16 protein-coding genes and 4 pseudogenes are annotated in these 15,180 nt (G+C 46.6%); 17 read left to right on the plus strand and 3 right to left on the minus strand.

Annotated features, from left to right (window positions below):
* Position 1: 1 nt before the first annotated feature.
* The 6 genes and pseudogenes from BFV63_RS08445 to BFV63_RS08465 all read left to right on the plus strand — a co-directional run bounded on the left by BFV63_RS08445 (position 2) and on the right by BFV63_RS08465 (position 3,301).
* Positions 2-556, plus strand: coding sequence for a toxin YdaT family protein (locus BFV63_RS08445; protein WP_069597477.1), 555 nt, complete (start codon positions 2-4; stop codon positions 554-556).
* Between the two features lie 54 nt (positions 557-610).
* Positions 611-1,411: a DUF1376 domain-containing protein gene (locus BFV63_RS08450; RefSeq protein WP_069597478.1), complete on the plus strand. Its 801-nt coding sequence runs from the start codon at positions 611-613 to the stop codon at positions 1,409-1,411.
* Between the two features lie 2 nt (positions 1,412-1,413).
* Positions 1,414-1,818 (plus strand): annotated as a pseudogene (locus tag BFV63_RS08455) (DnaA ATPase domain-containing protein); the annotation flags it as partial.
* Positions 1,812-1,934 (plus strand): annotated as a pseudogene (locus BFV63_RS23350) (RusA family crossover junction endodeoxyribonuclease); the annotation flags it as partial. The pseudogenes BFV63_RS08455 and BFV63_RS23350, both read left to right, overlap by 7 nt.
* The gene (locus tag BFV63_RS08460; RefSeq protein ID WP_058686314.1) at positions 1,934-2,953 is read left to right on the plus strand and encodes a DUF968 domain-containing protein; all 1,020 of its coding nucleotides are present in this window, start codon (positions 1,934-1,936) and stop codon (positions 2,951-2,953) included. The pseudogene BFV63_RS23350 and the gene BFV63_RS08460, both read left to right, overlap by 1 nt.
* 9 nt (positions 2,954-2,962) lie before the next feature.
* Positions 2,963-3,301: an antiterminator Q family protein gene (locus BFV63_RS08465; protein ID WP_069597479.1), complete on the plus strand. Its 339-nt coding sequence runs from the start codon at positions 2,963-2,965 to the stop codon at positions 3,299-3,301.
* Positions 3,302-3,377: 76 nt separating this feature from the next.
* On the opposite strand, the gene BFV63_RS08470 is transcribed toward BFV63_RS08465, so the two are convergent.
* Positions 3,378-4,118, minus strand: a complete 741-nt coding sequence (locus BFV63_RS08470) for a hypothetical protein (RefSeq protein ID WP_069597480.1) — start codon at positions 4,116-4,118, stop codon at positions 3,378-3,380.
* 2 nt (positions 4,119-4,120) lie between these two features.
* Positions 4,121-5,338, minus strand: a complete 1,218-nt coding sequence (locus BFV63_RS08475) for an AAA family ATPase (RefSeq protein ID WP_069597481.1) — start codon at positions 5,336-5,338, stop codon at positions 4,121-4,123.
* 382 nt (positions 5,339-5,720) lie between these two features.
* On the opposite strand from BFV63_RS08475, the gene BFV63_RS08480 reads away from it, so the two are divergent.
* The 11 genes and pseudogenes from BFV63_RS08480 to BFV63_RS08530 all read left to right on the plus strand — a co-directional run bounded on the left by BFV63_RS08480 (position 5,721) and on the right by BFV63_RS08530 (position 13,676).
* Positions 5,721-5,927, plus strand: coding sequence for a class II holin family protein (locus BFV63_RS08480; protein ID WP_069597482.1), 207 nt, complete (start codon positions 5,721-5,723; stop codon positions 5,925-5,927).
* Positions 5,927-6,463 carry a lysozyme gene (locus tag BFV63_RS08485; protein WP_069597483.1) on the plus strand — a complete coding sequence of 179 codons (537 nt, stop codon included), beginning with the start codon at positions 5,927-5,929 and terminating at the stop codon, positions 6,461-6,463. Before BFV63_RS08480 ends, BFV63_RS08485 begins: the two co-directional genes overlap by 1 nt.
* The gene (locus tag BFV63_RS08490) at positions 6,460-6,975 is read left to right on the plus strand and encodes a hypothetical protein (RefSeq protein WP_069597484.1); all 516 of its coding nucleotides are present in this window, start codon (positions 6,460-6,462) and stop codon (positions 6,973-6,975) included. Before BFV63_RS08485 ends, BFV63_RS08490 begins: the two co-directional genes overlap by 4 nt.
* Positions 6,976-7,074: 99 nt before the next feature.
* On the plus strand, positions 7,075-7,629 hold the full coding sequence (locus BFV63_RS23355) for a hypothetical protein (protein ID WP_169823035.1): 555 nt from the start codon (positions 7,075-7,077) through the stop codon (positions 7,627-7,629).
* A 141-nt stretch (positions 7,630-7,770) separates the two neighbouring features.
* Positions 7,771-8,169, plus strand: a complete 399-nt coding sequence (locus BFV63_RS08500; RefSeq protein ID WP_040017196.1) for a phage minor tail U family protein — start codon at positions 7,771-7,773, stop codon at positions 8,167-8,169.
* A gap of 6 nt (positions 8,170-8,175) precedes the next feature.
* Positions 8,176-8,751 (plus strand): annotated as a pseudogene (locus BFV63_RS08505) (phage tail tube protein); the annotation flags it as partial.
* 148 nt (positions 8,752-8,899) lie between these two features.
* Positions 8,900-9,457 carry a recombinase family protein gene (locus BFV63_RS08510; protein WP_069597601.1) on the plus strand — a complete coding sequence of 186 codons (558 nt, stop codon included), beginning with the start codon at positions 8,900-8,902 and terminating at the stop codon, positions 9,455-9,457.
* 202 nt (positions 9,458-9,659) lie between these two features.
* Positions 9,660-11,657 carry a BCCT family transporter gene (locus BFV63_RS08515; RefSeq protein ID WP_069597485.1) on the plus strand — a complete coding sequence of 666 codons (1,998 nt, stop codon included), beginning with the start codon at positions 9,660-9,662 and terminating at the stop codon, positions 11,655-11,657.
* A 63-nt stretch (positions 11,658-11,720) separates the two neighbouring features.
* On the plus strand, positions 11,721-13,019 hold the full coding sequence (locus BFV63_RS08520; protein WP_058677627.1) for a DUF2254 domain-containing protein: 1,299 nt from the start codon (positions 11,721-11,723) through the stop codon (positions 13,017-13,019).
* A gap of 165 nt (positions 13,020-13,184) precedes the next feature.
* Positions 13,185-13,355, plus strand: a pseudogene (locus BFV63_RS08525) (NADP-dependent isocitrate dehydrogenase); the annotation flags it as partial.
* Between the two features lie 75 nt (positions 13,356-13,430).
* Positions 13,431-13,676, plus strand: a complete 246-nt coding sequence (locus tag BFV63_RS08530) for a YmjA family protein (protein ID WP_022650806.1) — start codon at positions 13,431-13,433, stop codon at positions 13,674-13,676.
* A gap of 4 nt (positions 13,677-13,680) precedes the next feature.
* Here the strand turns inward: BFV63_RS08530 and BFV63_RS08535 are convergent, their stop codons facing one another.
* Positions 13,681-15,180: an EAL domain-containing protein gene (locus BFV63_RS08535; protein WP_022650807.1), complete on the minus strand. Its 1,500-nt coding sequence runs from the start codon at positions 15,178-15,180 to the stop codon at positions 13,681-13,683.

Consider the following 15,180-nt stretch of genomic DNA (forward strand, 5'->3'; position numbering starts at 1 on the left):
CATGCAGTCAGCTACATATCAACATCATAACCAACGCTTGGCCGGACCGCTGAAAACTCAAAATCAATTTATGGCGCATCGGCGAGACAGCTTTAAGCACCGTTCAATACAGGTTGCAGTTCGAGAGTGGGAATCAACTTTGCCCGGTCAGGCGCAGGAAAAAATCGCTCAGCTGGTGGCTGAGCAGTGGGCGAAGGAAGGGGGCCGCGGCATCGCGGTCAATAAGCAGAATTTATTCCGCTATCTGAAAAATGAAGGAGGGTCGGAGAAATATACTGCTTACGTTATGCAGCTGTCGGGCGCAATCCTCGCAGCTATGCCTATTGAGATAGCCAGAAAGCATGGACTCAGTAACGCCAGAACGGAAGCTGAGCTGGTGGCGAATGCAATCAAAGAATGCAGTGAGGCGCATCAAGCTAAGTTGCTGGGCGTCCCCCTTCAAAAGCTTGAAAAAGAAATTCGTGAAGCGGCAATCGCTTTGTTCAACATGTTACCTGCTGACGCGGCGGGACCACTACTGGCGAGCATCAGCGCCGTAGCGCCGCAATTTTTTTAATCGAGTTTTGAGCAATAACCATTACGTACCGGGAAACCGGACAAGGGAGTAACCATGGCAGCTCTGCCTTACATGCAACTTTACATTGCTGATTACCTGGCGGACACCATGCATCTGTCTACAGAAGAGCATGGCGCATACCTGCTGCTGATGTTCAATTATTGGCAAACAGGTCGCCCGATCCCCAAAAACCGCCTCTCGAAAATAGCACGGCTAAGCAACGACCGTTGGGATGCCGTTGAGCCATCGTTGAAAGAATTTTTTAACGACACTGGCACCGAATGGGTGCAGGAGAGAATTGAGCGGGATCTGGAGGCTGTGAAAAATTCAATCAGTCAAAAGTCGGCCGCAGGTAAAGCGTCCGCCCAGGCCAGAAAGGCCAAAAAAGGAGCAAACACCCAACAAAACAGTAACGAGCGTTCAACGGGTGTTAATGCTCCGTTTGAACAGAGCAGCAACGGCAACTCAACTAATAAAGATACAGATACAGATACAGATCTAAAAGAGAAACAAGAGAGAGAGTTAAGCGCGCAAGAATCATTTTTGCCACCAATCGGCAAATTCCCGATTACCGATGACTGGATGCCGAGTGATGACTTTGTCGGGCAAGCCGCACAGTGGGGAATTAATCTCGGTGACCGCCCTGGTTATACCCCAGTGGAACTTCAGCAGTTCCGCGATTACTGGAAGTGCGAAGGGAAGGTAAAACACCACCTGCAGTGGGAACAGACTTTCGCCTCGAGCCTGAAAACATCCCGAGCCAAAACCTTAACCTCTGGGGCATCTTCTCGCCGTCAGGCAGGCTTTGGCATCTCACAACCAGACACTGAGATCCCACCGGGATTCAGGGGGTAACTATGAAATCGACGCACGATTTGCTTGGTCGTCTCCGCAATATCATGCCTGCAGGTGTCCAGCCGAAGTTTACCAGCAGTCAGGAATTGATGGCCTGGCAGCAGGAAGAAGGTCGGAAGCGTGCAGTAGAGCTGGAAAAACTAAATCAGCGGGCGCGAGCGGAGAGGATATTTGGGCGTTCAGGGATATGCGATCTGCATAAGGGGTGCACTTTCTCGAATTATCAGGTCAGCAACGACGGGCAAAAGCATGCCCTCACCATGGCAAAGAGCTATGCCCATAACTTCGGGTCTGGTTTCACTAGTTTCATTTTCAGTGGGAGTTGCGGGACGGGGAAAAATCATCTTGCTGCAGCAATCGGAAATTACCTGTTGCAACGTGATCACTCCGTTCTGGTGGTTACAGTAACCTGGTTAAAGCACTCTCCGATGCCATTTATGAAGATGACGCTCATATCTGGGATGCACGGATTACGAAGCTATGGGGTGAAGTCGGTCAGATAATTATCAGGAATATCGACTGATGCGCGCGCTCCTTCAACCTGTAATCGCCAGAGAGCTTGGTGTCGTGCTGTTAAAGCCCGGCAGCGAACTTATGAGCTTATTCGGTGGTGGTAGAGTGCTGATTGAGCGACAGCCAGATAGCATGGCTCATCTGGAAACGGGTCGCGTTCCTGATGCCCGCCAGCCTCTCGGTGATGATAAATCGCTACGCACTTTCTTTCTGAATGACAAAGTGATTCATGCCGGTGGCGGGATTAGTGGCCTGGATTACTGGTTGCTGCGATACGCTGGTGGACGGTGCCAGTACGAGCATAGTGATTACCACTATCACGAACTAACTATTATGCACCATGAGCCTGGCTCCATCCTGCTTTGTGGCTATTGCGATAACCACTTGCGAGAGCAGCGTACCGAAGCACTGGCAGAGTTGGCACGCAGAAATGTAATTGCCTTTGTTTTGGATTCTGTCCGCATTCATCTTTGCTTGGACAAAAGCCGGGAGATCTCACTTGCAGAGCTCTGCTGGTGGGCTGTTCGTAAAGAAGTTACGGATGCACTTCCAGAATCATGCGTTCGTGAAGCTCTTCGTCTTCGTGAAGAAAGTCCAATTGGACGAGAAAGTGACATAATTCCCGAAGTACCGGCCACCAGCATCCTTGAGAAATTAGTGTCAGCCGTTGACCTGCCTGAAGCGCTGACAGAACCGCTGGTGGGCGTGATGGTGGATCCAGTTCCTCCTCAGTCTTTCATGCGTCGACCAAAGCGTCTGCGCTGGGAAAGTCGCGATTATCTGAATTGGGTGAAAACACAGCCCTGCGAATGCTGCCAGCAGCAATCAGACGACCCGCATCACTTAATCGGATGGGGGCAGGGTGGCATGGCAACAAAAGCGCACGACATCTTCTCCATTCCACTTTGCCGAAAACATCATACCGAACTGCATAACGACCGCCTGGCATTCGAGCGCAAATATGGCTCGCAGTTGGAAATGATCATTAGAGTACTGGACCGGGCCTACGCGCTCGGCATTCTGGCGTAAGGAGAACTTATGAGCGATATGTATGAATTAATGGACCGATGGGGAGCATGGGCAGCCGCTGAGAATAGTGGCGTGGATTGGCCTCCGGTAGCAGCAGGTTTCAAAGGTCTTATTTCATATGATTATAAATCACGGTTGAAGTGTACTGATGTAGAAGGGATTGTAATTGATGGCTGCGTGGCCCAACTTAAAAAAATTCAATTGGAAGCATATGAAATAATTATTGCGCATTTTGTTTTTGGGATATCGCTTAGGCGTATCGCTAAAAATAAAAAGTGTTCAGATGGAACGATCAGGAAAAAACTACACTTCGCTCTAGGTTTTCTTACAGGATGTTACACTCCTTAAATATAAATATAAATATAAATATAAATATAAATATAAATATAAATATAAACGCAACAGGCCGTAAAAGGCCTGTTTATTACGCTTTTGTTAATTCTGTTTCGAATAGTTTTAATTCTTTACATCGAGAAGTTACAAGATCCAATTTCGAGGCGATTAACTCTGCATAAGGAATATAAATATCATGCGATTTTTTTAGTTTGTACTTCCCGGGCCCTTTCCTTTCTTTTTTGAAACCAGCACCAATTAATAACGTTTCACAATTCTTAAGATCTTCATAAGCGATCGGTTTTGATAAGTTTTTGAAAATATCATGGGTATCGTCAAAGCTTGCAACAATCCATGTCTCTGTAGAGTAGGACGGAAGTAGAAATATTAGGTTTTCAGGGACGTTGATTAAACCTAATTTATTTAATAACGAGTCTTGGCAGTATTTTCTTCTATCATCTTTATTTTCATCGAATCGCTTCTTCAAAAAATTAAGTTGATCAGCGATGTCCGTATCCATCTGAATTATTAATCCATCAGCATTAGCCCCTTTGACAAGCGCTTGCCAGTTTTTCCTCAATACCACTTTCTTGAGTGCCTCAGATAAATGGCTAAGTGAACCCTCATCTTTATTTCCATATAATGCACACCATTTCGTCACCCCAACATAACCATGCCTTTCCCATGTTCCTGTGGAGTCTTGTTGCGGTGAGATATGCCGGATTTCAACATCTTTTTTTGTCTTGCGACAAATCTCTTCTGCAACCCGACGGATGACTGGGATGTCAGATGGGCCTTCACAAACAAGTAAATATAAGAGCGGTTTATTCATTATCAAAATTCCGTTGGCATGCCGCCAAACGCCCCCGATAGCCAGATTTCTGATAGTTTCATGCCGAAATATTGTTCTTCCCAAATTTCCCTGGTCATGTTTTTAGGCGGAGAAATTCGCGTAAAAGTGCTTTGTCCGTCAGATGATCTTGATGCCACAATCAATCTGTGTTCGTCGTTAAACAAATCAAGCGCATCGAGAGTACAAGGGTTGTGAGTGGTTAAAAAAATCTGCTTCTGGCAGTGTTTTTCGCTGCTTAAGAAAAATGCAATTTTTTCCATTAGTTTGCGTACCAGGCCAGGATTCAATGCACTATCAACATTATCTAACGCAAATATATTTGGAGAATCCTTGTGAGCAATCAAAATCAAAACAAATAAAATAAATAAAGCACCTTCACTAACATCATATGCATAAAGATCATTGAAATTAGATTTCATATACATATCTTTATATTTGACGACTTTTCTACCTAAACTGACATGTTCGGATACTAAAGAACTATCAATTTGACTGGTAACGCCCAAAGTCGAAAACCAATCTAAGAGTTCGAAGAAATTAAAAATTTCATTTTGCTTAGTTTCGTCAGCGTATTTGAATGTTTCGCTTAGTGCATCGGCTAGTCTTCCACCATATAGGCCAAGTGGTGATTTGTTGCTGTTGTCGGTTGCAACGCCTCTTAATATAGGCGTTGAAGGTGAGTAAATAGCATAGCTATCCAAATCCGTTAATTGTTTAGAAATTTTGCTATCGTTTTTCAATAGAGCGCGATAAATGGATAAAACACTATTTGTTTTTTTTAAATCACCTTCAATTCTTTTTCCGAAAATGGTGCTTCCATTATTTGAGCGTCCGGCAAGAGTTACGCCAAGATTGCTTTTTAGCGACTCAGCATTGTAAGTAAAGCCATTGATTGCGTTTAGGCTCATTCGATACGAAAGATCTTCAAGCTCAGCTTCGAGTGTTAAAGTATTTCTACGATCCTTATTTCTAAAGGAACTTCTGAAAATTTCATGTGAGGACAATCTAGAGCCTCTACGTGACAGACGCTCATAATCTACGCCACCTTCGACCGATGCAGAAATCATGGCTATAGCTTCAAGAAGGTTGCTTTTACCCGCTCCGTTAGTTCCAATTATTACGTTTAATCTGCCAAATTCTATTTTTTGATCCCAAATTGATTTAAAACCTTTGATCTCTAGGGATTTGATCTTTGACATTTTTCTTCCCTTATAAACTATCACTTTAAAGTGATGTATCAAGATGTAAAGACTTTACAAACACAGCCTTCACTGAAATTCATTTGAGAGTCATTTTACACCAAAAAAGTCACGCGTACGCAAAATTTAGCATACGATGTGCAGAATGGTTTGATTAGTTGAAGCTTAGACTGCACCCTTGCAGAACCTCTTTCGCACATAGCTTATTGCGATTCTTAGTCATAGACCTCTGTGGATTTTCACTTTTATCACCATTGAACGAACTATTTTCAAAACTTTTCCTGCTGCTAAATGCAGCGGCGATTCTATGCTTGTTAGAAATAAGTCATTGATTTAAAACAGTTTATGGCATCTATTGGTGGTGCAGGTGCAGGCATTTATTATGGACAAAATAACGACAGGTATTTCCTACGGTGCGTCAGGAGGGAGTGCCATTTACTGGTTTAGAACACTTCTTGACGGTTACTCCCCAGAACAGTGGGCGGCTATAGGTGTGATCGGTAGTTTACTGTTCGGCTTGCTCACCTTTCTTACTAACCTCTACTTCCAAATCAAAGCGGACCGTCGACGAGCTGCGCGAGGTGAATAATGTCCAATAAGTCTAAGCTCAGCGCGGCAGTGTTGGCCCTGATCGCTTCAGGTGCATCTGCGCCATTCATTTTCGACCAATTCATCAGCGAGAAAGAAGGCAATGCGCTGGCGGCCGTTGTTGATCCGGGTGGGGTCTGGTCTTTATGTCACGGCGTTACCGTTATCGATGGCAGGCGTGTTGTTAAAGGCATGACGGCCACTGAGGAACAATGCCGGAAGGTTAACGCTTTTGAACGCGATAAGGCATTAGCTTGGGTTGATCGCAATATCAAAGTGTCTCTGACAGAGCCACAGAAGGTGGGTATCGCATCCTTCTGCCCGTATAACATCGGCCCCGGTAAATGCTTCCCATCGACCTTCTATAAGCGCATCAACGCGGGTGACCGCATCGGTGCATGCGAGGCAATCCGCTGGTGGATTAAAGACGGTGGCCGTGATTGTCGTCTAACCAAAGGCCAGAAGAATGGCTGCTATGGTCAGGTTGAGCGACGGGACCAGGAAAGCGCGCTGGCGTGCTGGGGGTTAGACCAATGAAAATTAATCCGGGTCTTATAGGCGTTGTTGTTATTGCTGTCCTTTCGGTCGCTCTCGTTAAGAGTTGCTCCGACGCCAGTAGCCTTCAGAGCGATAACGACGTTCTGCGAAGTGACAACTCTATGCAGGGGCAGGTGATCGCCACCCTGGCATTCAACTTCAATCGATTCAATCAGGTTGCAGAACATGCCAACAGGCTTAACTCCCTGATCGACACCAGCACCGAAGAAACCGTAATCGAATACCGGGAGATACTTCGCCGTGAAAAAACCTGTGATCTGCCTGTTCCTGCTGACATTGCTGGTGGGCTGCTCGAATACGCGTACCGTTTACGTTCCAGCGCAATGCACGCCAATACCGACGGACCTGACGCAGCCGATGATAGTCCCACTGCCGCCGGCTCAATAACGTACTGCCAGGCTGTGCTCTGGATTAAGCCGCTGTTGGCCGTAATTGAAAAGGGCAACAATAACTTCGCTGGTATTCGTAAAATAGAGAGTGAACGAAAATAATCTTTATCCCTGCTTATAGGTAGACATTTCAGCAAGCATTCATTAAGTGTCTTAGGCAATGCTTTTGGATATAATCACCTAAAACAAAGTGGGGTGAGCATGAATCCTGATTATATTTCTTACGAAACACTCACTGCAACTCGCGAGTCAGCTGAGTGGGCTTTCTGGGCTATGGTTGCAGCTTGGGTAAGCGCAGGGGCAACGATTATTACTCTCGGCTTCGCTTATCGAGCACTGTCCACTTGGAGAGAGCAGGAAAAAACAAAAGTTAAGTTAGATTTTAGGGCTTCCCTTAGGCACTTGAAATCAGCTTTACTCTTTATGCCCGCTAATATTGATCCCAATGAGCTAGAAGCTGAGCGTGAGCAGGTCATAGCAAAATGGTTATTCAAAGACGTGGACTTCATAACTCAGCAGATTGAGTCTGGAGAACAACACGTACAAAGATTTGATAATCTGCTAGCGGTATTTGAAAATTGTATTTCAGCATGGTTAGCAACAGAGCATTTGTTTGATGGAACTGACTTGGCTAGAGTTTGGCTTGTTATTGAGGATGATTTCGAAAAATATATTTGTGGTGAAGGTAGCAAGTCTCCATTAATACAGTCGCTGAATAAATTAACCGCAACTAGATTTGTATTTGACTCTAAGTAAAAGCTTAGACAGTTAAAGTAAGGTCTGATACTCCTAGACTGAGCTATCGCAAGAAGCCACTGGTTCGCTGGTGGCTTTTTTATCGATTTAATATGCTGTTGACTATGCCCTAAGGCAACAACTGAGGTTGCATCTGACACGATGAAACACACTCTCATTCGCCAGAAAATTATTGATGTGCTTGAAGAGGCCATCGGGAACGACGTCATGTTTTTTGACGGGCGCCCGGCTGTCATTGAGGAGGAGGATTTTCCTGCCGTAGCGGTCTATCTGACCGATGCGGAGTATACCGGCGAAGAACTTGATGCCGATATGTGGGCGGCAACGTTACATATCGAGGTCTTCCTGTCCTCGCAGGTACCAGATTCCGAACTGGATGAATGGATGGAAAGCCATATCTATCCGGCCCTCGCTGATGTTCCCGGCCTCGATTCACTGTTAACGCTCATGGTTCCACAAGGCTTCGATTACCAGCGCGATGATGCGATGGGGCTGTGGACTTCCGCCGATATGAAATATTCAATCACTTACGAAATGTGAGGAAACATGCCAACACCAAATCCACTTGCTCCTGTAAAAGGGGCCGGTACTACGCTCTGGCTTTACACCGGAACGGGCAACGCTTTCGCTAACCCACTCTCTGATATCGACTGGAATCGCCTGGCGAAAATCAAAGAACTTACCCCGGGTGAAATGACCGCCGAATCTTATGACGACACTTACCTCGACGACGAGGATGCCGACTGGAACGCCACCGCCCAAGGGGCAAAATCTGCTGGCGATACCTCGTTCACCCTCGCCTGGAAGCCGGGCGAAGAAGGGCAAAAAGACCTGGTCGCATGGTTTATTGATGGCTCAGTACGCTATTACAAAATCAAATACCCTAACGGTACCGTCGACGTTTTCCGCGGCTGGTGCAGCAGCCTGGGTAAAGCCATTCCGGCAAAAGAGGTCATTACCCGTACAGCGAAAATCACCAATACCGGCAAGCCGGAGCTGGCTGAAGAAAGCGGGACCCCGAATATCCCCGTGACCGGCGTTACGCTCGATAAAGCCACGGCAAGCGTGGTCGTGGGCGCAACCACAACGCTCAATGTGACGGTTACCCGGCCCGCCCAAGCCAAAATCTCCCCGGGATAACACCTGTCCTGTCGAGCTGTAAGCATCCCGTGTCGCGCTACTTCCTAAACCGACGTTTTATAGATTGCCCCGAGGTAGCCTTGCCGATAACTTCACCTGATTTTTTTGCAGAAATGAGTGGGTGAAAAATATGCAAATCGGCTATGTAAGGGTGTCAACAAATGACCAAAATACGGATCTCCAGCGACAAGCACTCGAACGCGCAGGATGTGAACAGATTTTCGAAGAAAAAATGAGCGGAACGGTAGCAAACCGACCAGCGCTCAAAAAGCTTCTGCGAACGCTGGGTGAGGGCGACACGCTGGTGGTATGGAAGCTGGATCGCCTCGGGCGAAGCATGCGAAATCTGGTGCTGCTGGTGGACGAGCTTCGACAGCGCGGTATTCACTTCAAGAGCCTTACGGACAGCATTGACACCTCAAGCCCGATGGGGCGTTTCATTTTTCACATCATGTCAGCACTGGCGGAAATGGAAAGAGAGCTGATTGGTGAACGCACCCGGGCTGGTCTGGCGGCTGCGAGGGAAAAAGGCCGGATCGGCGGCAGGCGCTCGAAGTTAACTCCTGAACAATGGGCGCAGGCCGGGAGGCTCATTTCAAATGGTGTTGAAAGGAAGCAGGTAGCAATAATTTATGACGTGGCAGTTTGCACGCTATATAAAAAATTTCCTGTATCTAAGCTGATTTAACCCTTAAACGAGCCTTAGCCGTGGGACTTTCAACAATTGTGATGAGAGAGTATTACCGCATACATAATCGGAGAAAGCCTATGAGAATATAACCACGACGTGACTTCTGATTATATGCCCCATTTACTGCTCATTTTTTGCTACTATATGAGAGGCAATGCCTATCATCTTAAGCGGATCTAAGTTAATGGAATGAATAATTATGAGTGAAAATGATACTATCCCAAAGAAGTCTAAAAGCCAGATTAACAAAGCGGTATTCTTTACATCTGCTTTGTTAATTTTCCTTCTTGTTGCTTTTGCCGCTGTATTCCCGGATGTAGCCGACAAAAATTTTAAATTACTTCAGCAACAAATATTCACGAATGCCAGTTGGTTCTACATCCTTGCTGTAGCACTGATTTTACTAAGTGTCACTTTTCTGGGGCTCTCACGCTACGGTGATATCAAGCTGGGTCCGGACCATGCGCAACCTGATTTCAGCTATCACTCCTGGTTTGCGATGCTCTTTTCGGCAGGGATGGGGATCGGTCTTATGTTCTTTGGCGTTGCCGAACCTGTGATGCATTATCTTTCACCTCCCGTCGGCACACCAGAGACTGTTGCGGCAGCGAAGGAAGCAATGCGTCTGACATTCTTTCACTGGGGTCTGCATGCATGGGCAATCTATGCCATTGTGGCGCTGATCCTGGCCTTCTTCAGTTATCGTCACGGCCTGCCTTTAACGCTACGTTCTGCACTCTATCCCATTATCGGAGATCGAATTTATGGGCCTATAGGCCATGCAGTTGATATTTTCGCCGTTATAGGCACGGTCTTTGGCGTTGCAACATCGCTTGGGTACGGCGTTTTGCAGGTAAATGCCGGTTTGAACCATCTTTTCGGGGTACCCATTAATGAAACGGTGCAGGTTATTCTGATCGTCGTCATCACGGGGTTAGCGACGATTTCGGTGGTGTCCGGCCTGGACAAAGGAATACGTATTCTTTCTGAGCTCAACCTTGGCCTGGCGGTGCTGCTGCTAGCGCTGGTTCTGTGTCTCGGACCAACCGTGCTTCTGCTGAAGTCGTTTGTGGAAAATACGGGCGGTTATCTTTCGGAACTGGTAAGTAAAACCTTCAACCTTTACGCGTATGAGCCCAAGTCGAGTAACTGGCTGGGCGGGTGGACATTATTGTATTGGGGATGGTGGCTTTCATGGTCGCCGTTTGTGGGGATGTTCATCGCAAGGGTTTCCCGTGGCCGAACCATTCGCGAGTTTGTCACTGGCGTGCTGTTTGTTCCCGCCGGTTTTACGCTCATGTGGATGACGGTGTTTGGTAACAGCGCGATCTATCTCATTATGAACCAGGGGGCGACTGACCTCGCCAATACAGTTCAGCAGGATGTCGCGCTGGCCCTGTTCAATTTCCTAGAGCATTTCCCGTTCTCCTCCGTGCTGTCATTTATTGCAATGGCGATGGTCATCGTCTTCTTTGTAACGTCTGCTGATTCAGGAGCAATGGTTGTGGATACTCTGGCATCAGGTGGGGTAGCAAACACACCGGTCTGGCAGCGAATTTTCTGGGCCTCGCTCATGGGAATTGTTGCTATTGCACTTCTCCTTGCGGGAGGGCTAAGCGCGTTGCAAACGGTGACAATAGCAAGTGCATTACCCTTCTCCGCTATCTTATTGATATCCATATACGGACTTTTAAAAGCGCTCCGTCGGGATTTGACTAAGCGTGAAAGTCTGAGCATGGCGACTATTGCCCCAACAGCTGCACGAAACCCAATTCCATGGCAGAGAAGGCTGCGCAATATTGCTTATCTACCGAAACGTTCCCTTGTGAAACGCTTTATGGATGACGTTATCCAGCCTGCCATGACGCTGGTTCAAGAAGAACTGAACAAGCAAGGGACGATAAGCCATATCAGTGACGCAGCTGACGATCGTATCCGACTTGAGGTCGATTTGGGCAACGAGCTGAATTATATTTATGAAGTGAGGCTTCGCGGGTATAACTCACCGACCTTCGCTCTGGCTGCGATTGATAATGATGAGCAGCAGGCTGAGCAGCATCGATATTATCGCGCTGAGGTCTATCTTAAAGAGGGCGGACAAAACTATGATGTGATGGGCTGGAACCAGGAACAGCTTATTAATGACATGCTCGACCAGTACGAAAAACATCTGCACTTCCTGCATCTGGTTCGTTAATATCCCCATGCCGCTCTAAGGGCGGCATTTATTTTTCTCGGCTACAATACGAGGGAATGCAGTATGATTTCGCGTTGGCAATGGATTCTGAGGCAAATATTTAAAAAACTATGGTTCAGGGCAGCGTTATTCGCAATTGTAGCAATAATAACTGCTCTATTATCTATTCTTTTTAAATCAATGATCCCTGAGTCGGTATCAGTTAAGGTTGGCGCAGAAGCAGTGGATAACATTCTAAACATACTGGCATCGAGTATGTTAGCTGTTACCACCTTTTCGCTGAGCATCATGGTCACAGCATATGGTTCAGCTACCACTAATGTAACGCCAAGAGCAACACGTTTAGTTGTTGAAGACGTAACCACACAAAATGTATTGGCCACCTTCATCGGTTCATTTCTCTTCAGCCTGGTAGGAATCATTGCCCTTAATATGGGAGCCTACGGAGAAAGGGGCAGAGTCATTTTATTCGTTGTCACACTGGTGGTCATTGCCTTAATCCTCATCACATTGCTTCGTTGGATACAGCATTTGACCTCTCTGGGAAGGGTTGGCGAGACGACAGCAAAGGTGGAACAGGCAGCAACCGAAACATTTATTCAAAGAGCAAAAAGTCCATATTTAGACGGATATCCATGGCTTGAGAACAATGAACAGCCAAACGGAACGGTTGCCGTTTATCCGGAGATGATTGGCTATGTTGAATATATTGATATGCTGAAACTCAGCAGGCTGCTGACTGAGGATCATCGACATGTATATCTTGTGGCACAGCCAGGCAGCTTCATACATCCTTCGATGCCAGTTTTGTATCTGAGTCAGGGGCAGGGGCCATTAATCAGTAAAGATTTGCTAGATACAATCAATGTGTCGGATGTACGTTCATTTTCTCAGGATCCCCGATTTTGTCTTAGCGTTATGGCTGAAATAGCCTGCAGGGCTCTTTCACCAGCAGTGAACGATCCTGGCACCGCAATTGATGTCATTGGCAGAGGTGTGCGAATACTATCCGCTTATGCGCAGAATAAATCTGATGAAATTAGAGTGACATATCCTTCAATACATGTTGCGCCACTTCAGAACAGCGAGTTACTGGAAGACTTTTTCTTACCTATTGCCCGTGATGGTGCCGGTATGAGTGAGATCCAAAGGAGAGTGCTCAAAGGACTTTCTATGTTAGGAAGTAGTTGGCCCCACGAGTTTGAAGAAGCTGCACTTATTTTGGCTCGAGAAACATTAGAGTATGTAAATCGTGCCGATCACACCGATTCCGATAAGGCTCGGATTCAGTCAGTCTATAAAAGTTTATTTTCTATCAAACATACAGAAACTATCGATGACAAACCTAACAAGACGACCTAATGAGTTAGGGATGAGTTTCCTAAGTGAATTTTGTTAAAAAGAGGTTATCAAAACCCAAATTTGATATAGCTTAATCAATGGGTTAGCCGAAGGTTTAACACGCGTGATAAGAACTATAATTATGGTTTTTTTTCTCGAAAATCAATGGGTCATGTTGGCTTCAATGATATACTGCTGCGTCATATGGAATGGTTCGAAGCCGCAGACCTGATCGTTAAGGGTATGGAAGGCGCGATTAACGCGAAAACCGTCACCTATGACTTTGAACGTCTGATGGAAGGCGCTAAACTGCTGAAATGCTCAGAGTTTGGCGACGCGATTATCGCGAACATGTAATCCACTCGCTGGGTTAAATGACAACGGGAGCCTGAGGGTTCCCGTTTTTTATGCACACAAGACGGAAACAACGCTATGACCCATGATATCCCGCTCAAGTATTATGACATCGTCGACGAGTATGCGACTGAAACGGCGAAACCGGTAGAAGAGGCAGAGCGTACGCCGCTGGCACACTATTTCCAGCTGCTGCTCACTCGCTTATACAACAATGAGGAAATCAGTGAAGAGGCGCAGCGGGAGATGGCTGTCCAGGCGGAGATAGACGAAGCGCGCATTGACGATATTGCGAACTTCCTGAATCAGTGGGGCAATGAATAACGCGTCATCGCGCTGAGTCTGCCAGCAGCCTGGCGAGGTCGTGCCGGGTTAGCGACTTTGAAAAGTACCAGCCTTGTACGAGGGCATCGGGGTATCTCTGCGCGATGAACTGAAATTGTGTTTCGCTTTCAACCCCTTCAAAAACCAGGGTTTTGTTCAGTTTAGCGAGCGCGTCGCTGAAGATCACCAGGATATCCTGTTTATAGTGCTCGCTGATGCCGTCCACTAACGACTTATCTACCTTGATTTCGTCATATTTGAGATTTGTGAGCCTGGCAAGATTAGAGTTTTGCACGCCAAAATCGTCTATTGAAATTTTGACGCCTGCCGATTTAAGCTCCTCACAAAACTCTTCAAGGATGGCCGAGGTGGAAACGCCATTCTCGGATAACTCAACTTTGATTAACGATAAAGGAATCGCGTTCTCTGAGCATGCATGACGTAATACCGACAGGAATTTGCCGTCTTCAATTTCCGTCCGGCCAACGTTCAGTGAAATCATTAACTGATGTTCAGCGGCCAGCGCGGCAATTTCCGCCAGGGATTTCTTTATCATGTTCTGATAATAAACGTTATACAGGCCAATTTTTTTGATTAACGGGATAAACAGCTCAGGAGAAACCTCTTTGTGATTGTTATCCTGCCATCTTGATAACACTTCAACCCCGACGATTTTCTTATCAGCAACCCGAATAACAGGCTGAAAATGAACGCTGATGGTATTCGCTTTTACCGCTTTGACCAGCGTTCGTTCCAGAGAACGTCGGTCTTCATAAAGTCGAAGAGAAAACAGCGTCAGGGATACCCAGATAAAGTATAAAAACAAGCACAGAAGCACCATCACTACGTGGGAGAGCGAAGCCAGTCCGGCATCGTGGTGTGTGACGGTAACGCACAAATCCCAGCGTGTACTGCACTCTGTCACAGCCAGCGTAAATAACAGAGACTGTAAGCGGCTGAAGTTTTCTGATGGCGGCGTAACGGTGAAAAAGGTGCGGCCGAAATCTTTAGTGGAAGAACGAAGCGAATAGTTGGCGGTAACGGGGGCAAATTTATCGTAGGCTGAACGGGAGGTGAAAATAATAAGGTGGTTATAAATTGTCGCATTACCGATAAAGAAATCTTTCTGCGAAAACTGCGCCAGACTGAATCCGTTCTGGGTTTTATGCAGCTCAGGGGGAAGGGCGATGGGATTTGCCAGCTTGCCCCAAAACGCGGTGCAGGTGATTTTCCCCTTTTCAATAAACCCCACATCGGCGAAATAGAGACTACGCATCTTTAATTTTCGGTAGACGTTCAGACTGGCGCTATCGCATCCCTGCGCGGAGGTATTTTTAAGCGTACTGGCGATATTTTGCGTTAACTCTTCGGAATAGCTTAAGAGCGTGTGGGAGATCTCCCTCTGCCGGTTCTTTTGCTGCTCAACGATAATGGCGTTAACCGCATACAGCGACAGGACGACCATTAGGGTTGAGATGATAGCAACGGCAATGGCCTTCTTCAT

It is taken from the genome of Enterobacter hormaechei subsp. xiangfangensis (genome assembly GCF_001729785.1).
Taxonomy (GTDB): domain Bacteria; phylum Pseudomonadota; class Gammaproteobacteria; order Enterobacterales; family Enterobacteriaceae; genus Enterobacter; species Enterobacter hormaechei_C.